Source organism: Marinobacter maritimus (genome assembly GCF_007671675.1).
In the GTDB taxonomy this organism is placed as follows: Bacteria; Pseudomonadota; Gammaproteobacteria; order Pseudomonadales; family Oleiphilaceae; genus Marinobacter; species Marinobacter maritimus.
The window spans coordinates 80,551-105,150 of the sequence record NZ_VCGW01000002.1 but is presented as its reverse complement, the minus strand read 5'-3'; the positions used below and the strand labels follow the sequence as shown (position 1 = coordinate 105,150).

22 protein-coding genes are annotated in these 24,600 nt (G+C 53.5%); 4 read left to right on the top strand and 18 right to left on the bottom strand.

The features are described from left to right. Nucleotides 1–2 precede the first annotated feature (2 nt). Together FFI90_RS07530 and FFI90_RS07525 are read right to left on the bottom strand one after the other, a co-directional pair. Nucleotides 3–1,097, bottom strand: a complete 1,095-nt coding sequence (locus tag FFI90_RS07530; RefSeq protein ID WP_144777334.1) for an efflux RND transporter periplasmic adaptor subunit — start codon at nucleotides 1,095–1,097, stop codon at nucleotides 3–5. Nucleotides 1,098–1,136: 39 nt separating this feature from the next. After that, the gene (locus FFI90_RS07525; protein ID WP_425463091.1) at nucleotides 1,137–1,721 is read right to left on the bottom strand and encodes a DUF3833 domain-containing protein; all 585 of its coding nucleotides are present in this window, start codon (nucleotides 1,719–1,721) and stop codon (nucleotides 1,137–1,139) included. A gap of 241 nt (nucleotides 1,722–1,962) precedes the next feature. Here FFI90_RS07525 and FFI90_RS07520 point away from each other — a divergent pair, with 241 nt between their 5' ends. Continuing rightward, entirely contained in the window at nucleotides 1,963–3,783 is a 1,821-nt protein-coding gene (locus FFI90_RS07520; RefSeq protein WP_144777333.1) for an acyl-CoA dehydrogenase C-terminal domain-containing protein, read from the top strand. Between the two features lie 70 nt (nucleotides 3,784–3,853). Here FFI90_RS07520 and FFI90_RS07515 read toward each other — a convergent pair whose 3' ends face one another. The 9 genes from FFI90_RS07515 to clrA form a co-directional block, all read right to left on the bottom strand. Beyond that, nucleotides 3,854–4,600, bottom strand: coding sequence for a substrate-binding periplasmic protein (locus FFI90_RS07515; protein WP_144777332.1), 747 nt, complete (start codon nucleotides 4,598–4,600; stop codon nucleotides 3,854–3,856). A 218-nt stretch (nucleotides 4,601–4,818) separates the two neighbouring features. After that, complete coding sequence (locus FFI90_RS07510; RefSeq protein ID WP_425463098.1) at nucleotides 4,819–5,775, bottom strand: cytochrome-c peroxidase; 957 nt, start codon at nucleotides 5,773–5,775, stop codon at nucleotides 4,819–4,821. Nucleotides 5,776–6,027: 252 nt separating this feature from the next. Next, on the bottom strand, nucleotides 6,028–8,136 hold the full coding sequence (locus FFI90_RS07505; RefSeq protein WP_144777330.1) for a TonB-dependent receptor domain-containing protein: 2,109 nt from the start codon (nucleotides 8,134–8,136) through the stop codon (nucleotides 6,028–6,030). Between the two features lie 88 nt (nucleotides 8,137–8,224). After that, nucleotides 8,225–10,096 (bottom strand): WD40/YVTN/BNR-like repeat-containing protein, encoded by a 1,872-nt coding sequence (locus FFI90_RS07500; protein WP_144777329.1) that lies wholly within the window; start codon nucleotides 10,094–10,096, stop codon nucleotides 8,225–8,227. Nucleotides 10,097–10,121: 25 nt separating this feature from the next. Continuing rightward, on the bottom strand, nucleotides 10,122–11,213 hold the full coding sequence (locus tag FFI90_RS07495; protein WP_144777328.1) for a P-loop NTPase: 1,092 nt from the start codon (nucleotides 11,211–11,213) through the stop codon (nucleotides 10,122–10,124). A 9-nt stretch (nucleotides 11,214–11,222) separates the two neighbouring features. After that, nucleotides 11,223–12,053 (bottom strand): ethylbenzene dehydrogenase-related protein, encoded by an 831-nt coding sequence (locus FFI90_RS07490; RefSeq protein WP_222120499.1) that lies wholly within the window; start codon nucleotides 12,051–12,053, stop codon nucleotides 11,223–11,225. 30 nt (nucleotides 12,054–12,083) lie between these two features. After that, nucleotides 12,084–12,827 carry a molecular chaperone TorD family protein gene (locus tag FFI90_RS07485; RefSeq protein WP_144777326.1) on the bottom strand — a complete coding sequence of 248 codons (744 nt, stop codon included), beginning with the start codon at nucleotides 12,825–12,827 and terminating at the stop codon, nucleotides 12,084–12,086. Between the two features lie 16 nt (nucleotides 12,828–12,843). After that, nucleotides 12,844–13,824: a chlorate reductase subunit beta gene (clrB, locus tag FFI90_RS07480; protein ID WP_144777325.1), complete on the bottom strand. Its 981-nt coding sequence runs from the start codon at nucleotides 13,822–13,824 to the stop codon at nucleotides 12,844–12,846. A gap of 12 nt (nucleotides 13,825–13,836) precedes the next feature. Beyond that, nucleotides 13,837–16,608, bottom strand: a complete 2,772-nt coding sequence (gene clrA / locus FFI90_RS07475; RefSeq protein ID WP_222120498.1) for a chlorate reductase subunit alpha — start codon at nucleotides 16,606–16,608, stop codon at nucleotides 13,837–13,839. Nucleotides 16,609–16,967: 359 nt separating this feature from the next. Here clrA and FFI90_RS07470 point away from each other — a divergent pair, with 359 nt between their 5' ends. Beyond that, nucleotides 16,968–17,285 (top strand): c-type cytochrome, encoded by a 318-nt coding sequence (locus FFI90_RS07470; protein ID WP_144777324.1) that lies wholly within the window; start codon nucleotides 16,968–16,970, stop codon nucleotides 17,283–17,285. A gap of 116 nt (nucleotides 17,286–17,401) precedes the next feature. Here the strand turns inward: FFI90_RS07470 and FFI90_RS07465 are convergent, their stop codons facing one another. Then, nucleotides 17,402–18,079: a DUF2959 family protein gene (locus FFI90_RS07465; RefSeq protein ID WP_144777323.1), complete on the bottom strand. Its 678-nt coding sequence runs from the start codon at nucleotides 18,077–18,079 to the stop codon at nucleotides 17,402–17,404. Between the two features lie 79 nt (nucleotides 18,080–18,158). On the opposite strand from FFI90_RS07465, the gene FFI90_RS07460 reads away from it, so the two are divergent. Beyond that, nucleotides 18,159–18,623, top strand: a complete 465-nt coding sequence (locus FFI90_RS07460; protein ID WP_144777322.1) for a YchJ family protein — start codon at nucleotides 18,159–18,161, stop codon at nucleotides 18,621–18,623. Between the two features lie 58 nt (nucleotides 18,624–18,681). Here the strand turns inward: FFI90_RS07460 and FFI90_RS07455 are convergent, their stop codons facing one another. After that, nucleotides 18,682–19,632, bottom strand: coding sequence for a permease (locus tag FFI90_RS07455; protein WP_144777321.1), 951 nt, complete (start codon nucleotides 19,630–19,632; stop codon nucleotides 18,682–18,684). Between the two features lie 114 nt (nucleotides 19,633–19,746). Between FFI90_RS07455 and FFI90_RS07450 the strand changes: the two genes are divergently transcribed. Next, a complete protein-coding gene (locus FFI90_RS07450) occupies nucleotides 19,747–20,085 on the top strand; it encodes an ArsR/SmtB family transcription factor (protein WP_144777320.1) in 339 nt (112 codons plus the stop codon). Here FFI90_RS07450 and mnmE read toward each other — a convergent pair. From mnmE to rpmH, 5 genes are all read right to left on the bottom strand, one after another. Continuing rightward, nucleotides 20,047–21,444, bottom strand: a complete 1,398-nt coding sequence (mnmE, locus tag FFI90_RS07445) for a tRNA uridine-5-carboxymethylaminomethyl(34) synthesis GTPase MnmE (protein WP_144777319.1) — start codon at nucleotides 21,442–21,444, stop codon at nucleotides 20,047–20,049. The genes FFI90_RS07450 and mnmE overlap by 39 nt on opposite strands. 93 nt (nucleotides 21,445–21,537) lie before the next feature. Then, nucleotides 21,538–23,265 carry a membrane protein insertase YidC gene (gene yidC, locus FFI90_RS07440; protein ID WP_144777318.1) on the bottom strand — a complete coding sequence of 576 codons (1,728 nt, stop codon included), beginning with the start codon at nucleotides 23,263–23,265 and terminating at the stop codon, nucleotides 21,538–21,540. 4 nt (nucleotides 23,266–23,269) lie between these two features. Continuing rightward, nucleotides 23,270–23,563, bottom strand: a complete 294-nt coding sequence (yidD, locus tag FFI90_RS07435) for a membrane protein insertion efficiency factor YidD (protein WP_144777317.1) — start codon at nucleotides 23,561–23,563, stop codon at nucleotides 23,270–23,272. Next, the gene (gene rnpA, locus FFI90_RS07430; RefSeq protein WP_144777316.1) at nucleotides 23,563–23,970 is read right to left on the bottom strand and encodes a ribonuclease P protein component; all 408 of its coding nucleotides are present in this window, start codon (nucleotides 23,968–23,970) and stop codon (nucleotides 23,563–23,565) included. The genes yidD and rnpA overlap by 1 nt, the downstream gene beginning before the upstream one ends. Nucleotides 23,971–23,985: 15 nt before the next feature. Beyond that, a complete protein-coding gene (rpmH, locus tag FFI90_RS07425) occupies nucleotides 23,986–24,120 on the bottom strand; it encodes a 50S ribosomal protein L34 (protein WP_008172542.1) in 135 nt (44 codons plus the stop codon). Between the last annotated feature and the right edge of the window lie 480 nt (nucleotides 24,121–24,600).

The following is a 24,600-nucleotide window of genomic DNA, read 5'->3' as shown; positions in this document are numbered from 1 at the left end:
CGTCAGGAATCCGCAGTCTTGGCGAAACGGTTGTCCGGTATGGCGCTGTCCTCATCCACCACCCGAATTCGATTGCCGCTGCTCAGGCGATCCTGCCCGGTAACGATCACCCTGTCCTCCAGAGTCAGACCCTCCGCCACTTCCACCAGACCCGGCGTCCTTGAACCAAGAACGACCGATAAGCGTCTTGCGATTCCGTCCTCGGCCACGAACACGTATTTTTCCTCACCGCGAATCATGACCGCCTGCTCAGGAATCAGCAGTGCTTGCCGCTCTCTCAGGGTCAGCGTCGCTGAGATGAATTGCCCGGGGCGCAGTTTGCCGCCGGGATTATCGAGTAGAGCCCGCACTGGAAGGGTTCGGCTGAGTTCATTGATGCGTGAGCCCAGCTCGGTAAGCACTCCGGAAAAACGGGTATCCTGAAAAGCAGGCGAGCTGCCAAATACCTGTTGGCCGAGACCAACCTGCCCCACGAACCGCTCAGGGACTGTAAAGTTGAGCTCCATTTTGTCGGTGTTATCAAGTGTGGTGACGGTCGTGCCGGCTGTGACATAAGCACCGATGCTGATATCACTAAGCCCGACAACGCCTGCAAACGGCGCTTCGATCCGGTGGTTCTCCAGACGCACCTGCACGGCCTGGCGCTGGGCCTCCGAAACGTCAACTGAAGTACGAAGTTCGTCCACCAGGGATTGGGAAATACTGTTGTTGGAGCGAAGGCTGTTGGCACGTTCAAACTTTCGGCGGGCATCGGCCAATTGCGCCTCGATTACCATGAGATCCGCTCTCGCCTGGCGATCATCAAGCCGCAAAAGCACATCGCCCTGCTTCACCCGACGGCCCGTTTCAAGATTGAGTGATACCACGCGCCCACTGACTTCAGTGGTCAACTCCACCGCGTTCAGGGCTTTGAGGTTACCAACCGCCTTAACCACATCACGCACAGTAGCCAACTCAGGTGACCGCGTATTAACGACGCTGGCAGGCCGTTCGCGATTGCTTTGCTCCATCGCATCACTATCCAGTGAGCGGTAGGTAAAGGCAGCACCTGCAGCGACCACCACCAGTACCAATCCGATCAGCCATTGCTTCAGCATAGAATTTCCAGTGTCCATCACGCTTTTTTTAGATATTTGTTACTGTTTTTGAATAACCAGAACGATCTCTCCGACATCAATACCCCATTTACTCATGGTGGTCTGATTGATCAAGGTGTCGGGTGTTACCAGATACATCCAGTCATCCATACGCACATCCAGGGTTCCATCGCCGTAAGCAACCCGGAGTAAATAATTCATGTGTATGGCGTTGCCACTCCAACGCATGGTTCCCGGCTCGACCACGTCACCCGCCTCCGCGTGGTAACTGTTGTGGCTCTCCGATGGCGTTAAAGTCCAGACCCGGTTCTGGACCTCACCGTCATCAAAGCGGAACACTTCATCCAATGTGCCCACCCCGGCGCTGTCCCAGGACGCTGCAATATCCGCATCAAAAGTGCGTATTACTTCCCCGGAAAAATCCTTGACCACACCGCGGGCGGTAAGTTCACCAGAAAAGAATTGTTCCGGAACCAACCGGGGGCCGCGGTCGGCGTAGTCTGTCAGGGCAGGCCCGGAACAGCCACTCAACAACGCTATAACCGCTATCAACAAGAGTATAAAGCGCCGACCGGTTTTGGGTATTCCGGCAGGCAGGCTTTGCATGTTTTTTACACTATTCATAGGGGTTCTCCATGGATGTTCTCCATCAGGATTCACAACTCAGGTGCGTTATCTGCATACGCCAAAAGGGGCGGCTTCGATCAGGGGCAAGTTCCAAGGCACTGTCCGAACTGTCTTTTTTGACATCGCCATAAGCGCTTTTCGTCAATGGAAACCCGCGGCAAATGCCGTAAAACTGCAGGCAACTTTGCGGTGCACAGCTCCCGCACACAGGCTTTCAGACAAGTACAGAGGATGAATTATGCCGGCATACAAGGCGCCGCTGCGTGACATGAAGTTTCTGCTCAACGACGTGTTTGATTATCCCAAGCACTATGCCTCACTGGCCAGCGGGGAAAACGCAACACCGGATATCGTGGATGCCATCCTGATCGAGTGCGGCCGGTTCTGTGAAGAACAGCTGAGCCCGCTCTACCAGCCCGGCGATGAAGAAGGCTGCTCGCTGAAAGACGGCGTAGTAACTACCCCCAAAGGCTACAAAGAAGCTTACGATCAATATGTGGTGGGTGGCTGGCAGGGCCTTTCAGCACCCGAGGAGTATGGCGGCCAGGGCCTGCCTGCTTCCATGGGCCTGCTGAAACAGGAAATGATGGGCACTGCAAACTGGTCGTTTTCCATGTACCCGGGCCTGTCCATGGGTGCCATGAATACCATTTTTATGCACGGCTCTGACCAACAGAAAGACGCTTATCTGCTTCCCATGACAGAAGGCCGCTGGGCCGGCACCATGTGCCTGACGGAGCCTCAGTGCGGTACGGACCTGGGCCAGGTAAAGACCAAGGCGCAACCACAGGCCGATGGAACCTATAAGGTAACGGGCACCAAGATCTTTATCTCCTCCGGTGACCACGATCTGACCGAGAACATTATCCACATTGTTCTGGCACGCCTGCCCGGCGCGCCCAAGGGCACCCGAGGCATCAGCCTGTTCATCGTGCCGAAGTTCATGCCCGGCGAAGACGGCAGCGTAGGTGAACGCAACACAGTGGTATGTGGCAGCCTGGAAAAGAAAATGGGCATCAAGGCTTCCGCCACCTGCGTGATGAACTTTGATGACGCAACAGGTTTCCTGATCGGCCCTGAAAATCAAGGTCTGGAGTGCATGTTCACCTTTATGAACACGGCCCGTATCGGCACCGCCATTCAGGGCGTCGGGCCCGCCGAGCTCTCCTACCAGTGGGCTCTGGACTACGCGAAAGAGCGTCGCTCCATGCGCGCCCTTTCTGGCAAGAAGGAGCCGGATCAGGTGGCCGATAGCCTGATTCACCACGCCGATGTACGCCGCATGCTGCTGACCCAGAAAGCCATTGCGGAAGGTGGCCGCGCCATGCTCTATGACGCCGCTCGCCTGGCAGACCATATGGTTGAGGGCCACGCCACCGGTGATACTGAAAAAGCCGAAAAATACGATGACAAGTTGGGCTTCCTGACCCCGATTTTGAAAGGGTTCCTTACCGAACTGGGCAATGAGGCAGCTAACCTTGGCATGCAGGTCTTTGGTGGCCATGGTTATATTCGAGAACACGGTATGGAGCAAATAGCGCGGGATACCCGGATTGCCACGCTTTATGAAGGCACCACCGGTATTCAGGCACTGGATCTGCTTGGTCGCAAGGTACTGCTGACGACCAAAGGTGGGGCGGTTCGTGACTTCACCGCCCGGGTCGCCAACTTTGCCCGTAAGCACCTGACAGACAGCCGTTTACGCCCGTTTGCTCTGGATCTGCTCAAGCTTACCGCACAGTGGAATCTGCTTACCGTGAGAATCATGCTTGCAGCTCGCAAGGATCGCGACGTTGTCAGCTCCGCCTCGTACGATTTCCTCATGTACAGCGGCTACGTGACCATGGCTTACATGTGGGCACGGCAGGCTGCAGTAGCGGCAGATCGTCTGGATAACGGCGGCGATGAGTCAGAGGCTTTCTACAAGGCCAAACTGGCCACAGCGGAATTTTATTACGAGCGATTGCTACCCAGGGCCCAGGCCCATGCCAGCAGCATGTTGAGCCCCAGCAAAAACCTGATGCAACTGAGTGCAGAAGATATGGCCTTCACTGAATAAGGTATCCGGTGACTTTATATCCCGGGCGGCAGAGCCGTTACCCGGGATTTTTCAGTTTCACACCCGAGGATTACAGACCGTATTTGGTTCCAATGGCATCATAAGTGCCATTTTTTCTGATGGTTTCAAGAGCTTTGTTCAGGTCTTCAATAACTTCATCGGGTGTATCCGGGCTCATCGCCAGATACAGGTCAACATCGTTGAAGGAAAACACCGGAACCAGCCCCTCAATATCCTGCTGGGATGCCAGGTACGGCCCACCCAGGCGTTCTGCAATCCACAGATCAATCTGTCCCAGCGCCAGGCGCTTCGGGTTGAGATCGTCACTGTCGATCACCGACATTTTATAACCACGCTTCAGAAGGTACTCACTCCTGACATCGTTGCGATACCCTCCAATCGTTTTGCCTTTGGCATCTTCGAGTTTTTCCATTGTAAAAGTGCTTCCCGGCGCTGCAAAAATCGTCCACAGGTTCTGCGCCAGCGGCCCTACCCACTTGAACAGTGGAGCCCGCTCTTCGGTATAGGTGGTGCAAAAGATACCGTGGTTGGCTTTCGACAGGGCGCGGTTATAGCCGTAGTTCCAATTACGCAGCTTTATCCGGTAATCGTAGCCGGATTGATCCAGAACCGCTTTCGCTCTTTCTGTACAAATACCGTCAATCTTGTCCGCACTGTGTTCAAACGCTCGGCCGTTCGTACTCATGTTGTAAGGCGGAAAGTTTTCGGTGTACATGTACAGTCTTTCAGCCGCAAAAACCTGGGACGTACTGAAAAACGACAGAATTGCCAAGAGGAATAAAGACATGAACTGCATGGAAAAGTCTCCTTTAAAAGACGTTCCGGGAAAAAATGCTTCAATAAATATATAAAGTGTTAATCCGGAGTGTAGCTCAAGGTCAATACAGTTTAGTGTTTAACCCTGTGTCGTTATGTAAAAACGTTAACAGGGTGGGAGCGAGCTTGAAGGAGGGTCCTGTGGCTCATTACCCCCTGCGTGCTACCTGGAGTAATGAGCCAAGGATATTCACATAACTACTGCAGAACCATGGATTCGGGTCTTGGGGTATCGTCTGTGCTGGGAGGCAACTCGGGGTAACGGATTTCCGGGACCTTGCCGGTCAGCGTTTTCAGGAATGCTGTTATGGACTTTACTTCCTTATCGTTCAATTCGGCACCCAACTGAGCCGTACCCATAACGGCAACGGCTTCTTCCAGACTCCAAACGGCTCCGGAATGGAAGTATGGGGCGGTCAGCTCGATGTTACGCAGCGGTGAGGCCCGGAATACATACTCATCCGAGGCGGTAGAGGTCACTGCAAAGCGGCCTTTATCACCGGAGGGCAGAATGTCAGCACCGGGTTTGGTCACCAGACCAAACGGATAGTAAGCCTGGCCACCCAGATTGGTACCGGCATGGCAAGCCACACAGCCTTTGTCCATGAACAGCGCCAAACCTTCTTTTTCCTGCTCATCAAGCGCCGAAGTATTACCGCGCAGGAACGTGTCAAAGTCAGCATCTGGCGTGATCAGCGTTGCCTCGAAGGCCTCAATGGCGATCGCCATATTGTTGAAGGTTACCGGATCATCCTCACCAGGAAACGCATTGCCAAACTTTTCAACATAAGCGGGCATGCTCGACAAAGTTGCAACAACCCGCTCTGGCGTGCTGCTCATTTCAACGCCAGCCTGAACGGGCCCCTTGGCCTGTTCCGCCAGATCCGCAGCCCGACCATCCCAGAACTGAGCGGCGTTAAAGACTGCGTTAAACACCGTTGGCGAGTTACGCGGTCCTTTTTGCCAGCCGTGGCCAATAGAGACGGGGAGATAATCATGCCCGCCCATGCCTACATTGTGGCAGGTATTGCAGCTGATCAGATGGCTTGCAGACAAACGCGGCTCAAAAAACAGCATTTTGCCAAGCTCGAGTTTTGCTTCCGTAAGCTCATTACCATCAATAACCGGTGGGTATTGAGGTACCGCTGCAAACATGTCCTGCGCACGCTCCTGTAAATCATCAGCCGTGGCCACTCCGGCATAGAAGCCCAGACCGACAGCAAGTGCCAGCATCAATGATTTTCGTTCCATTTTTTCCTCTCCCGGTTCATCTGTTTCAATTGCAGGTCCTTCTGGCCTAAAACTAACAGAACGTTCATGTTTGTAAATGAACCGGGAGCTGTTGAAATAATTACCGAAAGTAAAATTGACGACCGTCAACTTTACTCAACAAGCAAGGTAAAACCCTCAGAACGCGTAGGTCGCCGATAGCCACAGGCGCCGGCCTTCTTCTGTGTTGGCGTAGAGGTTTCCGTATTGCGCGCCATTGTCATAGGCGCGGTATTCGATGAAGTCTTCATCGAGAAGATTGTATATCGTGGCACTGAAGCCGAGGTTTTCTGACGCCTTGAATTGCCCCCCCAGATGTACAAGGGTGACGGATTTGAAGTCTCCGAGATCGGCAAAGGATGCGGCTCCCCGTATACGGTCCCGGGCACGATAACGCTCACTTTCGTACTGGGCCTTCACAAAGGCCGACCAGCGCAACGAAGGCGCCCAGCGCAAGGAGATATTGGCCATGTGCTCCGGCGTATCCGTAAGCGGCTCACCTTTGCTCTCTCCGGATTTCTGCTCACTGTCGGTGTAGGTGTAGTTCGCAGCCAGACGCCAGTCCTGAGCAAAGGGCACTGAACCACTTAGCTCAACACCCTGGGTGATGGCCTCATCAATATTCAGATCCTGGCCAAATACATCCGTCAATGGCCAGTTGCCTTTATCCACACAACCCGGGCGATTGGGGTCTGCTGCGTAACTGCAATTCAGCAGGTCAGGCCCTTCAGCAATTTTATCGGTGAACTCATTGTAGAAAACTGTCGCACTCACGCGATAGCCGGCCGGCTTTTCGTACACCACAGCCAGTTCAGTTGACGTTGATTTCTCCGGTTTGAGATCCGGGTTACCAAACAACGGGATTGTTCCCTGCCCGCTAAAACCGACAATACCTGGCGCAAGTTGCTCAAGCCCGGGTGTTTTATAACCGCGGCTTACGCCACCTTTGATGGTCAGTTCAGATGTGGAGTTCCAAACCAGATAAGCCCGCGGGCTGAACTGACCTCCGAAGGAATCGTGGTGGTCGTATCGTCCACCAAGAGTAAGTGCAAGATCGCCAGTAAGGAACCACTCGTCTTCAACAAACACTGCCTTGGTTTTCTGCTTGAACTCGTCCACGGCGACACCATCGGTCATCCGCGCATCAAACCACTGGCCACCCACAGTCACCACATGGTTAGCAACAGGCATAACCAGCTTGCTGTCGATCACCCGATTTTCCGCCTTCAGTTCCCGGTCAGAACCCGCAACTTTTCCAGGTACACCATTAGGAATAATCCGGCCACCGGTTTCAGTGACGTTTCTCATGATGCTGGTTTCCAGCGTGCCGATAGAAAAACGGCCAGTATGGCCCACTGCAAACTGGTCGCGATCAAATTCCAGCTCAGAGCCGTAACCTTGTACACCTAAGGTGCCCAATTGACCTTCCGAGTTATCGTAATCCTGCCTGCTGCTTTCGATATCCAGCCAGAAGTCATTTGACTCACCCGGCGTTACGGTAAAGCGGCCTCCAACCGTATACTGTTCAGACTCTACCGGGCTGGGCCCGCGGGTGCTGACTTCAATTGGATCACCATTCAGATCAAGATATTCCAGCGTGGACTCATCCCGTTCAAACCAGCGACCACGAAGCTGAAAACCAATCAGGTCATCCACAAGTGGACCGTTGGTATAAGCGCTGTAGGCCCGGCTATCGCCAAAATCGCTGTCCTGATTAAGGGTCGTTTCTGCGGTGACTGTAGATGCCCATTCGGAACTTACTTTTCGGGTAATGATGTTGATAACACCGCCCATGGCATCAGAACCATAAAGAGTCGACATGGGGCCACGCACAACTTCTATGCGTTCAATGGCTGAAGGTGGTGGCAAAAAGCTGGTGGCAGTCTGACCAAAGCCGTTGGGGGTAACACTACCGGCGGTGTTCTGCCGGCGACCGTCGATCAGAATCAGCGTGTATTCTGACGGCATACCGCGCATACGAATATCAAAGCCGCCGGTTTTACCGGCTGCGCCGCTAACGTCCAGGCCTTCCACATCATCCAGAATATCGGTGAGGCTGAATGCCTGTTCGTTGCGGATCTGCTCACCGGAAATAACCGTGATGCTGGCTGGCGCAGCGGTCTGGCTCTGCTCAAAACCGGACGCGGTTACGACCAGCTCTCCCAACTCCGTGGGTTGTGCCAGTGCAGACGGGTTGAACACCAATGCGCTGCAGGCCGCACCCATCAATACCCGGTAAAACAACATATCATCCTTCCTTTCGATCAATGTCAGAAAGTTTCGAATGATATTACTTATCGTTTACAAATAGCAATCAATATCAAAATCCCGAGGGTCAGAGCGTTCCCGGGTTCTTCCGACGCAAAACTGTTCCCCTATCACCCACGGCGTAAACCGCTCCGCTACGGGTGGCGCAAACCGCGCGCAAGCCGGCATCACTGGCGCTGGGTTCCGGCTCCCACTGATCGCCATCAAGGCGCAGCACACAGCCTCGGGTACCAACGGCAAAGGCGCCTGCAGCGTCCGAGCCGGAGATCGACAGCAAATCTTCCCGCAAACGAGTGGCCATCATCTGCCAGCGCTGACCATTGAAGTGAGCCAGGGTGCCCGACAGGCCGACGGCGTAAATGTTACTCAGGCTGTCACCCCAGATACCGTAGAGAAAATTCTCGGTGCCCACATTGAAGTCACTCCAGTCTTTGCCGTTGTATCTCAGCACCAACCCGAAATCACCGGGTGCCAGCATGTGTTTGTCATCCAGGGCCCAAAGACTGTAAAGCGCCGACTGGGTTCCGCTGGGCATGCGCTGCCAGCGCAGACCGTCAAAGTGCAGCACCAGACCTTCATCGCCCACCGCATACAGGGATTCCGGGCTGCTGCCCCACATGGCAAGAATGGTGAGATCCAGATTCAGGTCGTAATGCAGGGTCCATTGCTGGCCGTCGAAGCGGTAAATGCGCCCGAGTTGACCCGCCGCAAATAAACCGGCGCCGGTATCCCACAGACAGTGCACCGCCAGATCACTGGGCGCCGGCAACAACTCCCAGCTCTCACCTTGCAGGCGCATCACCGTGCCGGATTCACCACAGGCATAACAAGTGCCATCAAGGCCTTCAGTAAACCCCCAGAGCTGACCTTTGGTCGGCACGACCATGGCTTCCCAGGGGCTGGCAGCAGCGGCCATAGGCGGCGGCGCAAGTGCCTGGGTGAAATCCTCTGCCGCGGTCATGATGGTGCCAAAGTCACCGACCACCAGAGCTTCGCCTGTGGATAACACGATAATATCCATCAGATCGTGGTGGCTGTTGCTCTCGAGCTTGTCCAGCCGCAGATCCTTGAAATAGTATAAATGGCCCTGATCGCCAACAATCAGCACGCCATCCTTGTAAGGCTTGAGGGCCCTCAGGCGTGGCATCGGATCGTCAAATTTGAGCGCCTGGAACTGGCCGTTCTGGTAGCGCACCAGTTCGCCCCGAAAACCGCCCTGATCAACGAAGTACCGGCCACCGCCTAACAGCAATGTGCCATCGTCCATTACCAGCAAGGAGTGAAACCCGGAACCCAGCGGGCAATCCAGTTTTGTCCACAACCCGTCGCTGTCGCGTCGAAGCACGGTGCCTTCGCCACCCGCGGCGTAAACCGTATTATTGGGCGCGCATGCAATCGCTCGTAAATTGACCTGTGTCGGGCTTTGTTCGCGCTGCCAGTCAGCGCCGTCAAAATGCAGAATTATGCCATCGTCACCGACCGCCCAGGCCTGGCCCTGGTCATTACCATCAATGGCAAATAACGGAGTGTTTTCTTCACAAGCGGCAAAGCGCCCGCCTTTCTCATTAATCACCCCACCCCGTAGCAATTGCCATTGGGCGCCGTCATAGTGCAGCAGCGCACCCATCCAGCCGACGGCAAAGAGGTTATCGGCAGCCGGTCCCCAGATACCGTGCAGCGGCAACCGTGTGGGCAGCGTCATGGGCTGCCACTGCGGCCCGCCAGCATCGGCGCTACCGGTATAACGCAGCACCATACCTTCATCACCCACAACAAACAGTTCACCGTTACCGGTCCAGCCCGACCACAGCACATCGCCATCGCCGGCACCCACTTCCGGTACCCGGTGCCAGGGGGCACGGCCAGGCGCAGAGGCATTATCCGTCCCGAGCAGTTGTTGGAAAAAGCGACGGCGTTCTGGCGCGCGAGTGTCAGACATGGCAATACTCTCGAATAAGGGTGTGTCAGGAAGGCTCGTTACTGTTACCCAACAAAGATTCCAGCTGTTGGCGCAGAGCTTCTCTTTGCTCTGGTGGAACTGCTCCCAGTGCCAGCTCAAGCTCTTCACTCTGCAGTCCTGCCTGGGTGAGCCCATGCAGGGATTGCTTTGCAGCTTCAGCAAAACCGGCCCGGGCATGAGCAACGCACGCAGCGACAGCGGGGGCGAAGGCTTGCGCCTCAGGGCCATCAGGTTCTGAGAGTACAATCGGCACGCCCGTATCGGAGCCACTGGAAAGCGCCAGCGACAAGGGGATTTGTGCCAAGGACTCCACATCGGCTGCTGCCAGAGCTTCCGCCAGATGAGAGCGTGGGAATACATGAAAATGACCGCTGCAGTGGGGGCAGGTTACGCCTGCCATATTTTCCACCACGCCAATCAACGGCATGCCACGCTCCTGGCAAAAACGCACGGCCTTCAGGCTGTCCATCAACGCCACTTCCTGTGGTGTCGTGGCCAGTAATGCAGCGACATCATGACCCTCAAGCATGTCTGCCAGAGTGATCAATTCGTTACCTGTGCCCGGCGGCATATCGATAACAAGAAAATCCAGCGGACCCCAGTCAAAGGATCCGATCAGGTGGTGCATAAAGTCGTGTTTGTAGGCATCACGCCAGACAATGGGCGTGTCATCACGCTCCATCATAAACGCCAGTGAGCCTACTTTCACCGGATGTTCCAGACCAAAAAACTCAAAGTCTTTCGGTGGCAGACCGTGTTTACCCAAGCGCACCCGCTGGCCCACAAAACCAAAAAAACGGCTCTGATTCGGACCGTGAATGTCGGCATCGGCTACCCCTACACGGTAACGCTGTACCGCCAGACCCGCCGCTACGTTGGCGGACACGGTGCTTTTGCCCACTCCGCCTTTGTTGGCCATAACCATTATGATCTGGCCCACCTGCGCCAGCCGGGATTCAATCAGCCGTTTTTCGTGCTGGCCCTTATCCAGCTCGCACTCTTCTTCGTGCGGGCAAAACTGGCAGGCATGGCCCAGGCCGCAGTCCTCTGGCACCAAAGCCAGCGGATCACGGGGTGGGAAATGGGAAACCGACATATCAGGTCCTTACTTCGCAGTATCACTGTCCAGACTTGTGTCCAACAGGATCCAGGTGTGGGTCACGCGTTTGTTGCCATCGCGTTCGTTATCACTACCCTGCCACACGGCAAAGCCCATGGGTACGGTTTCGCGATCAAGATTCACAGCGTACTCGCCGTCAGATTCAAACGGCCGTGACATCACCACGTGCCACTCCCTGTCTGCAGGAACCGGGTCGGTAAAATAGGCGCTGGCGCCTGAGACATTCTGTTGCGGCAAGGTGGTCGTGCTGCCATAACCGCCGGCGGCCAGATTCTCGATCTGTTCTTTGTCAGCGCGCCAGTACCAGATGTTCACCGGGTCATCGTGGCCGGAACCCATCATGTACGAGGTATCCACATCATTCAGGGCGTATTGCACCGCAACGCCGTCACGGTATCGATCAACGGTGGTGTTCCTATCTTCGGTGGCGTCTTTCCAGCGCAAGCGAATGTAAAAACGTTCATCGGAGCGGGCTACCTGAAAATACAGGTGCTTGGTACGGGTAGAGCCTTCTTCAAAGCGCAGGCCAACGGATTGATGCACGGGTGGCGCCGGCAGCAAAGCTGTTCGGTATTCCGGCACACGATCCCAGATCAGGTCGTCCGGGTCATCCTGGGTGCGCAAATAGATGCTGGCAGGAATGCGTGAAACCTTCACCGTATCCCAGGCTTTTATTTCCGTCACGTTGGGGTTCATGTCGCTTTGATCAGCCAACGCATTAGCGCTTGCCAACATACAAGCCGCCAGGGTAAGCGAGCCTGTTAACCGGCCAATACGGTTTACCAGAAGGCCGTTTTTTATGTCTTGCGATGTCATGGCATGGTTCCTCATGCTAATCGATTGGATTCAGTCCCACATGGGCTGGCTGGCGAGTTCGGATCCGGCTTTTTTCACACCCTCTTCGGGGCTTGGCCCTACCTGGGTTTCCAGCGCCAGCTGTTGGGTATGGGTCCAGTCCGGAAGCACCTTCACCAGATGTGCCAGGTTGGCATCCAGCCCGTACTGATTCTCTTGGGCATATGTTGCGCGAATGGCCTGTAGCAAGGGTCTCAGGTATCGCACCAGAAAATCCCTTTGAGCGCGCCGATAGGGCGCGGCGTCGCGGCTGTTTTCCAGGGCCTGAGCCTCCAGATGGCACAGCAGCGCACAAAATTCCAGCATCGCTAACAGGTGATCGGGCTGATCCTTGTGCCCTTCATCTTCCACCGCCGCCGTCAGGCCAAAGTGGGTGTAGAACGCCTGCACATTCAGCATATAGGCGCCCGGTGTCAGGCCGCCAATCAGCCCGCCGTAGGCACTTGCCACCAGTGGCACTCTGGGCTTACCCAGTTTGCCGTGAACAAAGGTAGCCATGTAGCCCACTTGCAGATCTTCTGAACTGAAGCTTGCATCAACCGTAGGCCAGGGTTCATCACCCAGTGTTTGCAAGGCGCCGCTCAGGGCCGCTTGCAAGCGGCCATCGGCCAGTGCCTCCCAGGTTTCGTCCAACGGGTAACCCAGGGCTACGGCTGCGAGGCGATAAATCGCCCCGCGGGCCCCGGCACGCTCAAATTCATACTGCCGAACAGCGGGGGCTGTTAATTGCGTCATTGCGTGCCTCCCGGCTTCAGCTCAGCTTGAACATTTCGGAATGTTTGTAGCCAATCAGAATGTCCATCAGTTCACTGCCTCTGCCATCGGCTTTCGCCTGACGAGCTTCTGCGAGAGTATCGAGAGCTTCGCCGGTACGGGGGCCAAACAGGCTTTCCAGGTACGACAGCGGAATGCGGGACTCGTCCAGCTGCTCACCGTTTTCGCCAAACTTCGGCGGTGACGTGGGCGGCACGTAGAACACGTTGGGCTGGGTTCCCCACTCTGCGTGCAGCGGCAACGCCACTTTGTATTTATCGACCAGCTGATGAATCGGTCCGTCTTCATCATCGCGGTAACCTATCCAGCGAATACGCCCTACACACTGCTGGGCGCAGGCGGTGGGCAAACCTTTTTCAATCCGCGGGTAACAGAAAATGCACTTCTCGGATTTGGAAATCTCCTCGTTGAAGTAGATTTTCTTGTACGGGCACGCATTAACGCAGTAGCGATAGCCACGGCAACGCTCCTGATCCACCAACACAATGCCGTCTTCCTGGCGCTTGTAGATGGCGTTGCGGGTACAGGCCGCCAGACACGCCGGGTTGGCGCAGTGGTTGCACAAACGCGGCAGATAAAAATAGTAACTGTTGGGGTAGTCACCTGTGCCTTCGTCTTCGTCCCAGTTGGCGCCCCAGGTGGGCTTCACATTGGGGCGCAACCAGGGATCGGTGCCGGTCATCAGCGCTTCTTCGTAGTTATACTCCCAGGGAATACCATAGTCTTCCTGGCTGGGCTGACGCCCGAGACGCAAAGCACCGTCGGCGTCGAAACCACCGCCCATATTCTCGTAATCCCTTGGGTAACCTTTACCTGGCTGGGATTCCACGTTGTTCCAGTACATGAACTCTCGGCCGTTACGGTTGGTCCACATCAGTTTGCACGCTGCTGTACAGGTCTGGCAGCCGATGCATTTATTCAAATCCATGACCATGCTGAGTTGGCGTTTAACAGTCATGATAATCTCCTCTTAAACGGCTCGTGGGTCGGTGATGTCTTCAGGTTTTGCCAGCTCTATGTCGTAGCAGCTTTCATGGATATGCTGGTTGGCGTTCCATTTGGCGTAAATAAACTTCAGGTGCCCCCAACCGCCCGCCAGTTCCAGCGGTTGCAGGAACACGGCGTTGGACACGTTCATGTTTCTGCGATGAATGTACTGATGCGGCTCCCAGCCGTGCTCCATCATGATCGAGTTCACCGGAATGCTTGGATAGAACTTGGCCTGGGCAAAAAAGTCACCGTTGGCGTTGAACAGCCGAACCGTGTCACCGTCCTTGATACCCCGTTGCTCAGCCAGCTGCGGGTTGATGTAGATGTTCGGTTCACCACGCTGCAACCGCAGCAAGTACTTGTTACTGCGCCAGTTGGAATGGATACCCCAGCGCGCGTGTGGCGAATAAAACTCCAACGGATAGTTGGATGCTTTGGGCCCTGCGTGCAACCGAGCTGTGGGTACTACAGAATCCAGCTTCTTGAACCACGGGTGGTCACAGTAGAAGGTGATGCGACCGGTCAGGGTTTCATAGGGCGTTTTGCCATCGGTTTGCGCGGTAAACGGGTTGTATCCCTCATTTGGCTTGAGCGGCTGGTTCAGGCCAGCGTGCTCGTTCATGGTGATGAAGCCTTTTTCGGCAGCTTCTTCAATCGTAACGCCACCGAATTCGGGGGAATCTTCGATGATGTGCTTGAGCACATCGTAATCCGTGTTCAGGGTGCCCTGACGGGTGAAGTCATCGTGAATGGTGTGCAGATCACGGGTAACGTCACCATCCTGAATCGGGCCAATGCCGCGGGCGATGGCTCGCTCCTGAATCTTCCTGGTCAGCAACGCCATGATTTCCCAGTCCGGCTTGGACTCACCCACCGGCTCTACCGAGCGGGTAAAGATGTTGGCGAAGCGGTGGTAACCCTGGGTACGTATATCCCAGGCTTCATAGTGGCTGGCCGCGGGAAGAACGTAGTCGGCCCATTCAGCTGTGGAGTCCATACGCACGTTGATGTTCACGTACAGCTCTTCTGCCTGACGCAGGTGCTCTTCGCGATACTTGTTACTCATTTTGTTGCGACGGAAGGTGTTGTCTGCGATCGAAATCATACCTTTGATTTCGCCGTAGTACGGCATCCAGCCTTTATCCATCGACTCATTCATCATCTCTTCCATCTCATCGAGATCGAAGCCGACGCGTTTTTTCAATTTCTTGTTGTCGAAGTGCTTACGGGCGCCTTCCATCATACCGCCACGCAGGAATTCACCTAAACCACCGGCTTCCAGACGGGCTGATTTTTTGCCCTCAAAGCCTGCCAGTTCCCACCAGCGCGGATGATTCCACACCACCCAGGAGGTATCCAGGCCACCGGTACGGCCACCGTGCCCGGTCAGTGCCAGCGTCAGTGCATATCCCCAGCCGGTGTAAAGGCAGTTGGAGTAACTGGAGGTAACGTAACCCAGCATGATGATGGCTTTTTTGGACTTCGCCAGCAGACGTGCTTCCTGGCGCACAATATCCGGGTGAATACCGGTTTGCTCCCGGGTTTTTTCCGGTGTGTATTTGGCCGCTTCTTTTTTCACATATTCAAACGAGGTGGTCACGGCTATGCCGTCCACTTTGAAAGTGCCTTCAATCGCCGGATCTACGTCGCCCAGGTCCAGAGTTTTGTTGTCGTCACCCATTGAACCCTTGGCTTTAACTGCCTTGTTGGTGTTCAGGTCCCAGTGGTAGAACACTTCGTCGGAACCGCCTTCCACCAGGTCTTTTTCACGCAGCAGCTGTCCGTTGTCGACACGCACCAACATGGGCAAGTCGGTCTGTTCCTTCATGAACGCCGGCTTGTACAGCTTTTCTTCAATGATTACGTTCACAAACGACATGGCCAGGAACGGGTCGGAACCCTGTTCGATGGGTATCCACAGGTCGGTGTGAATAGCACTGGGGTTGTAATCCGGTGAGGTACTGACAATACGCGCGCCGTTGTATTTGGCTTCCCAGATATAGTGGGCATCAGGGATACGGGTAGCGTTAGGGTTGATCATGCCGAGCATGATGTAATCGGCATCGAACCAGGCATCAGAAGAGAAACTTTCCAGCGGGTTGCCGTACGCCAAATGGGCGCCGGTCATCAAATCGCCAACCACGGTAAAGCCGTCAAGCTGAATGCCACCAACCAGGGCGGCAAAGCGGGCAGGACCGGACTGGCGAACCATGGTCTGGTTGCCAGATCCCTGGTGAGTTTTCAGCTTGCCGGGGCCGTGTTTGACGAAAATATCGATAATTTTATCAGCCACTTCTTCTGTGGCCTGATCCCAGGAGATACGCTGCCATTTGCCTTCGCCGCGCTCGCCGGCACGTTTGAGCGGGTAGCGCAAGCGGTCAGCTTCGTACATGGACGTGGAGTGAATAGCGCCTTTCTGGCAACCACGGGGGTTGGCGTCCGGAATGTTTGTATGTATCTGGGGGTATTTTGCAATCTGCTCTTCGCGAATGACGATGCCGTCTTTAACGTACACGTCCCAGGCGCAGTTACCCATGCAGTTAATACAGTGCGCAGCGTGACCAACGCTGTCCCAGGTCCACTCGTTGCGGTACAGGTCTTCCCAGTCGCGGTAGGGATATTCTGTGGCCAGGGTGTCTGCGATCGGCTGTAGCCGGTTCAGTGCCCAAACATTGCCACTGAGCATCACACCGGTGCCAGTTGCGCCCAAACCTTTGAGGAAATCGCGGCGCTTCAGCTTCCACATTCCCATGACTTTCTCCTCATCGACAATCGCCTTATGTCGCCGGCTAAAACCGGCAACGGCTGACATATGACCTGTTAGTCACACTCGAAATTAACGAGTTGTCCGATGGGAATAATTATTAGATAGGAGCTAGAATAATAAACTAACTCAAACGCTTTCTTCACCGGTCAACGCTTATAAAACTAGCATAGGTTAAAAACTTTAAGATGACGTTAAATACCTATTGCCAGGAATCGCTAGCGTAATCTTGATACACGTCAAGATTCAGGCACCTCGCATTTATTTCCTGCTTGTAAAGCAGCACTTCCCGGCAGTTACTTTTATACTCATAAAATCTGCACGTTTAGCCAGGTAGGGAGATAGAAATGAAATTAATAAACATAAAGCAAATATTGATCGCAGTTATTTTTGGCGGTGTTGCCTTGCCCAACTTGGCGGCTGATGCGGCAGCCGGTGCGGAAAAAATCGCGACTTGTATCGCCTGTCACGGCGTTGATGGCCAGTCCAGCGCTCCAATATACCCAAACCTTGCTGGCCAGCCATCCGCGTATCTTGAACTGGCGCTTAAAGCTTATCGTGAGGGTGAGCGCACTGGCGGTATGTCAGCGGTTATGACACCGCAGGCAACAAAACTGACCGATGAAGATATTGCGGACATGTCTGCTTATTACAGCGAACAGTAAAAGATTAATTTTATACTCATTTTTATTTTTAAATAAAATGCCGGAATATAACTACGCGTTATATTCCGGCATAATCAGTTATTACCAAACGGATCTTTTAGAAGCCGCTTGATCCATTAAACGGATCCTTCACGAAACCGCTGTATGAACGCCTCTGATTCCGCTATCGATGCTTCCATATCGCGAACCAGGCTGTCCACATCCTGGCGAATCTGCCCCAATTCATCTTCCAGCGAACCAATCGCCTGGGCGTTGAGATTATGCTTCAGGAAAAGTACCTGATCTTCAAACGCTTCCAGGACGGGATCCATGCGTTTTTCCACCTGATGCATGCGGGCAATCAAGCTGTCGTAAAGCTCGCGGGTTTCATCAAGCCTGCGCTTACTGGTTTTGCGCAGTGACGCACTTTCGTAAAGATCCAGCTCGTCTTCCCACTCGTCAAACAGTGCCCCGGATACGTCTTCGACCGCCTCAATGCGATCCCGTACCTTATTCGCCGACTTCAGGCTGTCATCGTAGGCATCGCTGATAACGTCATATTTTTGCTGCAATCCGCTGTCAGGTGTATCCACTACACTCTGAAACCGATCCAGCGACGAACGGAAGGTTTCCCGGGCATCGCTCTGGGCATCGCGCGCTTCTCCAACCCTGTCCACCAGAATGTCACGCTTTTCAACACCAAGCTTTTCCATGGTGCTGTAATACATCGAACTGCAACCACTGAATATCAGCAACAGGCAAAACAAACTGCCGAACCGGGTGACTACAGAAACTTTGCCGGGTTGTTTGAACATGGTTTGAATCAATCCTTTTGTGTATGAGTGCGGTTGTTATACTGCAGGCTTAAACCCCTGACGCAAACATCACCGATCAATGTCTGAGAATACGACTATCCCACACTGCCCTTGCGGCAGCCAGCGCCGTTACGCAGAATGCTGCCAACGCTACCATGCGGGCGAAAACGCCCCTACGCCAGAGGCGTTGATGCGTTCGCGTTTCACCGCGTTTGTGCTGAAACTCGAGGACTACCTGCGCGCCAGCTGGCACGATAGCACCCGACCAACGGCGCTTGATCTGCACCACTCTCCAGACTGGGCGTCGCTGCGCATTCTGGACAGCGACGAAAATGGCAACACCGGTCATGTCCATTTTCAAGCCATCTATCGGCTTAATCCGGGCTGGGGTTACCTGCAGGAACGGTCACATTTTGTCCGGGAAAACGGGCGCTGGTATTACCTGGAAGGCCAACCCCATGAAGGCGTTCTTAAGCCTGGACGCAATGAACCCTGCCCCTGTGGCTGCGGCAGAAAGTTCAAGGCGTGCGAGGGGCCAAAGTGAAGGTCTTTTCGGGCAGCCCTACAACACTTAATGGAAATCCGTTTATCCCGGGTCACATTCAGAAAAACAGGAAAGTGGCGTAACCTGCAATCATTGCCATGGCAAAGATAACAGCTACAAAGGCAGCCAATAGCTTAAGCGTGAAGAGTGAGCGCAACAGGATCAACTCGGTCAGGCTGGCCCCGGCACTGCCTATGATCAACGCCAGTACCGTTCCTGCACCTACCCCTTTAGCCATCAGAGCGGCTGCCAGCGGTATTACAGCTTCAGCACGGATATACAACGGCACACCAATGAACGCGGCAATCGGGATGGCAAAGGAATTACTCGGGCCAGCATATTGCTCCAATAGGTCCGTAGGCATAAAGCCATAAATCACACTGCCAATCGCAATGCCTGTAAGCATATACGGCAAAACACCCTTAAAGTCAGACCAGGCGTCTTGCCATAAGCCACCGTACTTATTTTTTCCGGGAGCTGAGTCAGTAGTTTGATTGCTGTCGCACCTTGATACCACTGGCCCGGTGTTACAGGTATTTGCAGAGCCTCCGCATTCAACAATCTCTCCCTTTGCCTCCCGGCGGATATAACGCTCAAAACCCAGTGCTTGTAGTAGCCATCCGGAGCCAAGTGAAACTACCAGTGCCGCACCTACATAGATGGTGGTGAGGGTTAAACCAAAGGTGGCAACCAGCAAAACAACAATAATGGGGTTCAGCAACGGAGAGGCGAATAAAAACACCATCATCGGCCCAAAACCGGCACGCGCTTTAATCAAACCTTTAAGCATGGGAATAGTCGAGCAGCTACAAAAAGGTGTGATAGCCCCCAGGCCAGCGGCAAGAAAATAGCCTCTCCTTCGACTGGAACTCAGTAAAGCTTCTACCGTGGATGGCGGTATATGCCGTTGAAGAGCTCCAACCAACAGGCTGATGCCAATGAACAAAGCCGATAGCTCGACAGCTAGAAAGACAAACATACCTAAGGCATCTTGCAACTGAGGGGACATTTAACTTTCCTGTAGTTCTCGTTTAATAGAATTAAAACAAAAGGATAAATTGCCTTCTTTCTGCGTGTCAACTATAATTCTAGAAATATGGAAATATTGAACCAAGGGATAATCATGGATCATGAAGCAGTCGCAGCCAGCTTGGCTGAACTGGGCAATACTCACCGATTGGCGGCTTTTCGGTTTTTAGTTAAAGCGGGTCACAATGGCGCGCCCGTGGGTGAAATACAGAAAGCGCTGGGTATCCCTGCCTCAACACTCTCGCACCACCTGGCGCGCATGGCCAAAGTAGGACTGATCAGGCAGAAAAAGCACAGCCGCACCATTGTCTGTATACCTGAATATCAGCATTTGGAGACGTTAATCAGCTTCTTGCGGGAAGAATGCTGCGTAGGCGTTCAAACTGCTGAGTGTTCACTTCCCGATACAGAAGGAACCAAAGATCTTCCCTAACAACTCATCCGGTGTAATCTGCCCTGTGATCTCTCCGAGCGCATCCTGAGCCGCTCGTAAATCTTCGGCCAGCAACTCGCCAGCGCCGTAGCCCTCCAGTTGGGCCTGACCTTGTAACAGGGACTCCCTGGCCCGCTCCAGAGCGCCCAGATGCCGGCGACGAGCCAGAAAGCCACCTTCGGTGGTACTGGCAAAACCCATGCATTGCTTCAGGTGATCCCGCAGCACATCCAGTCCTTCCGTTGATTTTGCGGCAAGGCGTATTACGGGTGTCTGGTTTGTGGATAACTCTGAGAGCCCCACGGGTTCTCCGCTCAGGTCTACCTTGTTACGGATCACCGTAACCGGTGCTGAAGCCGGCAGTTGATCTATAAAGTCCGGCCAGATTTCGTGCGGCTTGGTTTTATCTGTAGTGGTGGCATCTACCATAAGCAGAATGCGGTCAGCCTGGCGGATTTCATCCCAGGCACGGGCAATGCCGATCTGTTCCACTTCGTCCGGGCTGTCACGCAGACCTGCAGTATCAATGATATGCAGGGGCATACCATCAATGTGAATATGTTCCCTCAGTACATCCCGGGTAGTTCCTTCAATAGCAGTCACTATCGCCGCTTCACGGCCTGCCAACGCATTTAGCAAACTTGATTTACCGGCATTCGGACGGCCTGCAATCACTACTTTCATACCGTCGCGCAGTATCGTGCCCTGCTGGGCCTCCCCCAAAATACCTCGAAGCTGTTCGAGCAGTGTCTGCAGATCGGTTGCAACCTTGCCATCTGCCAGAAAATCAATTTCCTCTTCGGGGAAATCAATGGCGGCTTCCACGTAAATCCGCAAGTGAGTAACGGCTTCAACCAGAGTTTCAATGCGCCGAGAAAATACTCCTTGCATGGATCGTACGGCACAGCGAGCGGCCTGCTCCGAACTGCTTTCAATCAGATCAGCAATGGCTTCCGCTTGAGCGAGGTCCAGTTTGTCGTTAAGAAATGCCCGCTCAGAGAACTCTCCAGGGCGCGCCAAACGGCTCCCCAGGCGGCAAACTTCCCGCAACAGCAAGTCCAGAATGACGGTGCCACCGTGCCCCTGTAACTCGAATACGTCTTCGCCTGTAAAGGAATGGGGGTTTGGGAAGAACAGACCGATGCCTTCATCAATAAGCACACCCTGCTGATCGAGAAACGCTCCGTAATGCGCATACCTGGGCTTTGGCATATACCCCAACATTGTGGAAGCAATGAACTTTGCCAATGGGCCAGATACCCGCACGATACCCACGCCGGCCTGGCCAGGCGCCGTCGCTATGGCGGCGATGGTATCGGGAGTATGGGGTGCCTGGAGAGTTCCGGGGCTCTGGTTCATGACAAATGCCTCTTACACAGGATTTTTGTGTGTTCCTGAAACAGTAAAGGCTCCGTAACGGAGCCTTTACTGAACAATCAACTTGCCACTGTATCAGTGCTTCTTGGTGGCCATTTCCAGCTCGATCTTACGGGTAATGTACCACTGCTGACTGATCGACAGAATGTTGTTTACCAGCCAGTAAAGTACCAGACCGGCGGGGAACCAGAGGAAGAAGATGGTAAATACAATAGGCATCAACTTCATGATCTTGGCTTGCATCGGATCCGGCGGAGTCGGGTTCAGATGCATCTGCAACATCATGCTGGCACCCATCAGGATTGGCAAAATGAAGTAAGGGTCCATAACCGACAGGTCGTGAATCCACAGCATGAAGGGTGCATGGCGCAGTTGCACACTTTCGAACAGTACCCAATACAAGGAAATGAACACCGGCATCTGGACCAGAATAGGTAAACAACCGCCCAGAGGATTGATTTTTTCTTTCTTGTACAGCGCCATCATTTCCTGGGACATACGCTGGCGATCATCACCGTAAAGCTCTTTCAACCTGGTGAGCTGCGGCGCTACTGCACGCATACGGCCCATGGAACGGTAACTCGTGGCTGAAAGCTTGAAAAATACGGCTTTTACCAGAACTGTTAGCAAGATAATGGAAACGCCCCAGTTGCCTACCAGGCCGTGGAACCATTCCAGAATGATAAACAACGGCAGTGAGATGAAGAACAGCCACCCAAAGTCCACAGTGCGATCAAGATTTGGCGCAGCCGCTTCAAGACGGTCGATGATCTTTGGCCCTACATAGGCACGTGCACCTATCTCTGTAGTTTCTCCGGGCGCTACGGTCGTTGCCGGATAAACAAAGCCCATAACATGTAACAGGCCACGCCGAGTGGTCTGGAACTGCGCAGGCTGATCTCTTTCAGGTACCCAGGCTACAAGGAAATAGTGCTGCAAAAACGCCATCCAGCCGTTGGTTACTGTCTGATTGATGCGTTTCTCTTCAAGGTCTCCAAAATCAAACTTTTCATAAGGATCTTCAGGAGAGCTGGTCACCAAACCAAGGAAGGCTTTGATACCCATGCTGGGCCCGGAGGTAGGATCCGGAGACTGATCGCGAACAATTTTGCCGGTAAAATTGGCCTGCCAGTTTTCACTGGACTGGTTATCAATCAGATAACGAACGCTGATTTCGTAGCTGTCACGCACAAACTGATAACGTTTCGTGATCTTCACACCGTTATCCATGGTGTGTGTGAGGTTGACGGTCAGTTCATTCTCGCCTTCCGACAACTCATAGCTTGTTGCATCGGTGTTGTAGACGGGGGCTTCGCCATTTTTTGCACTGTCTGGCCCGTTCTGTCCAATAAGCCCACTTTCCAAGACATAAAACCGGTTTTCGGTATTGTTCAGAAGTTTGAGCGGCTCATTGCTGTTCAGGGTCTTGTCATAAGAAAGCAGAGAGCTTCTGACAAGATTACCGCTTACACGATCAATAACGAGATCAAGCACATCTGTTCGAACTGTTATGTATTGATCGCTTACGCTGACATCAGTATTGGCAGCGCTGGAGACTGACTGACCACCTTCCGGAGTTGCAAACTCTTCGTCTGCACGGCTTGTGGTAGAGGTTCCCTGTGATGATTCACCTGGAAGCACCATAGAATCCGAACCGACAGAACTGTTGTCTGCTTTGATGCGTGAAGATTCTGCTACCTGCTCAGTCGGCACTGGCTGGTTATAATCATCATTCCAGGCGAGCACCATCAGATAACTGACAATAGCCAGGCCGGCAAATAATACGATGCGTTGAATATCCATAAGGTTACTGTCTGGTCTGGGTTGTTATTGAGGAGTGGTCAGCCTGCGAACAGCAATCGATCGCTTCTTCTTGCCCGGATTGCATGGTACCCGGCACCGGATCATATCCGCCTTCTGCCCATGGATGGCATCTCAGTAAGCGTTTCGCAGAAAGATACAGACCTTTCAGCGCACCGTGATGAGTTATGGCTTCCACAGCGTATTGTGAGCAGGTGGGGTAATGGCGGCAATGGCTAGCCATCAGAGGACTAATGGCATATTGGTAAAAGCGGATAGGCAGAAGCAGCAAGTTACGCATTAACCTGTTCCCTCACCGGCAGATGACGATACTGCAGGTTTAGATGTGGGGAGCTGATGATACTTTTTCGCTAGCCGCTGCCAAAGGCCATTCAGAGACAGGCGAACAGCTTGATTATCCATAGCTGCAAGCCCTTGACGCCCCAGAATAATAATATCCATTCCAGGAAGCTCAGGCTGATGCCGGAATGTTTCCCGCACTTGGCGTTTGATCCGGTTTCGCTGTACTGAAAGTTTCAGGTTCTTTTTTGCAAAAACAAGACCGATCCTGGCATGTCCGAGATTATTCGGAGTTGCCAGGATCAGAAAATTTTTGTGCGGAACCTTTAACTGTACGTCGTTGAAGACTTTGCCGTAATCAGCTGGTCGCAGTAGACGATGCGATTTCGGAAAATTCAAAGCCTTCATGAGGCGAACGACAGATTACGCGGACAGACGTGCACGGCCTTTGGCACGACGACGGGAAATTACCTTGCGGCCGTTGGCAGTTGCCATACGGGCACGGAAACCGTGAACGCGCTTACGCTTCAGGACGCTTGGTTGAAACGTTCTTTTCATGGTGACTATCTCACAATTCGTGTGTTGGACATTCGGGAGTTGGCTTAAAAATTAATAACCAAAACAGGAGCGGCATTCTATGCAAATTCTGTCGCGGGTTCAATGTTTATTGGTACGCGCTTGTGCCGATGCGAAATTGTGATCTTCAGGAGGTTGCGAAAAGCTACGGAAATTTCAGCGCCCTGTGTTGAGTAACAGTATTTATAGGTTTCTTTAGAATTCTTTTAAAGATCTATTATTACTGTTATTACGCAGGCTATTTTCTGTGGAAAAGCCATTTTATCTCATTTGAATCAGTATATTGGGGCATTCATAAGGCTGAGCAAAAGTACCCTTGGGCCCTGTGCATAAGCGCATGACGGATTGTGGAGAAGTTGCGGTTGCTGGAATGTGCCCAGTTATCCACTGCACTTCCCTGGTTTGCACACAGGGTTGGTGGCCGGTTGTACACACAGGTGTGTGAGTAACTCTATTGCAAAG

What these genes read in the sequence shown, in the direction of transcription:
- FFI90_RS07530 (WP_144777334.1), bottom strand. Translation starts at nt 1,097, where the DNA reads ATGCTGAAGCAATGGCTGATCGGATTGGTACTGGTGGTGGTCGCTGCA.
- FFI90_RS07525 (WP_425463091.1), bottom strand. Translation starts at nt 1,721, where the DNA reads ATGAATAGTGTAAAAAACATGCAAAGCCTGCCTGCCGGAATACCCAAA.
- FFI90_RS07520 (WP_144777333.1), top strand. Translation starts at nt 1,963, where the DNA reads ATGCCGGCATACAAGGCGCCGCTGCGTGACATGAAGTTTCTGCTCAAC.
- FFI90_RS07515 (WP_144777332.1), bottom strand. Translation starts at nt 4,600, where the DNA reads ATGCAGTTCATGTCTTTATTCCTCTTGGCAATTCTGTCGTTTTTCAGT.
- FFI90_RS07510 (WP_425463098.1), bottom strand. Translation starts at nt 5,775, where the DNA reads ATGTTTGCAGCGGTACCTCAATACCCACCGGTTATTGATGGTAATGAG.
- FFI90_RS07505 (WP_144777330.1), bottom strand. Translation starts at nt 8,136, where the DNA reads ATGTTGTTTTACCGGGTATTGATGGGTGCGGCCTGCAGCGCATTGGTG.
- FFI90_RS07500 (WP_144777329.1), bottom strand. Translation starts at nt 10,096, where the DNA reads ATGTCTGACACTCGCGCGCCAGAACGCCGTCGCTTTTTCCAACAACTG.
- FFI90_RS07495 (WP_144777328.1), bottom strand. Translation starts at nt 11,213, where the DNA reads ATGTCGGTTTCCCATTTCCCACCCCGTGATCCGCTGGCTTTGGTGCCA.
- FFI90_RS07490 (WP_222120499.1), bottom strand. Translation starts at nt 12,053, where the DNA reads ATGACATCGCAAGACATAAAAAACGGCCTTCTGGTAAACCGTATTGGC.
- FFI90_RS07485 (WP_144777326.1), bottom strand. Translation starts at nt 12,827, where the DNA reads ATGACGCAATTAACAGCCCCCGCTGTTCGGCAGTATGAATTTGAGCGT.
- clrB (WP_144777325.1), bottom strand. Translation starts at nt 13,824, where the DNA reads ATGACTGTTAAACGCCAACTCAGCATGGTCATGGATTTGAATAAATGC.
- clrA (WP_222120498.1), bottom strand. Translation starts at nt 16,608, where the DNA reads ATGGGAATGTGGAAGCTGAAGCGCCGCGATTTCCTCAAAGGTTTGGGC.
- FFI90_RS07470 (WP_144777324.1), top strand. Translation starts at nt 16,968, where the DNA reads ATGAAATTAATAAACATAAAGCAAATATTGATCGCAGTTATTTTTGGC.
- FFI90_RS07465 (WP_144777323.1), bottom strand. Translation starts at nt 18,079, where the DNA reads ATGTTCAAACAACCCGGCAAAGTTTCTGTAGTCACCCGGTTCGGCAGT.
- FFI90_RS07460 (WP_144777322.1), top strand. Translation starts at nt 18,159, where the DNA reads ATGTCTGAGAATACGACTATCCCACACTGCCCTTGCGGCAGCCAGCGC.
- FFI90_RS07455 (WP_144777321.1), bottom strand. Translation starts at nt 19,632, where the DNA reads ATGTCCCCTCAGTTGCAAGATGCCTTAGGTATGTTTGTCTTTCTAGCT.
- FFI90_RS07450 (WP_144777320.1), top strand. Translation starts at nt 19,747, where the DNA reads ATGGATCATGAAGCAGTCGCAGCCAGCTTGGCTGAACTGGGCAATACT.
- mnmE (WP_144777319.1), bottom strand. Translation starts at nt 21,444, where the DNA reads ATGAACCAGAGCCCCGGAACTCTCCAGGCACCCCATACTCCCGATACC.
- yidC (WP_144777318.1), bottom strand. Translation starts at nt 23,265, where the DNA reads ATGGATATTCAACGCATCGTATTATTTGCCGGCCTGGCTATTGTCAGT.
- yidD (WP_144777317.1), bottom strand. Translation starts at nt 23,563, where the DNA reads ATGCGTAACTTGCTGCTTCTGCCTATCCGCTTTTACCAATATGCCATT.
- rnpA (WP_144777316.1), bottom strand. Translation starts at nt 23,970, where the DNA reads ATGAAGGCTTTGAATTTTCCGAAATCGCATCGTCTACTGCGACCAGCT.
- rpmH (WP_008172542.1), bottom strand. Translation starts at nt 24,120, where the DNA reads ATGAAAAGAACGTTTCAACCAAGCGTCCTGAAGCGTAAGCGCGTTCAC.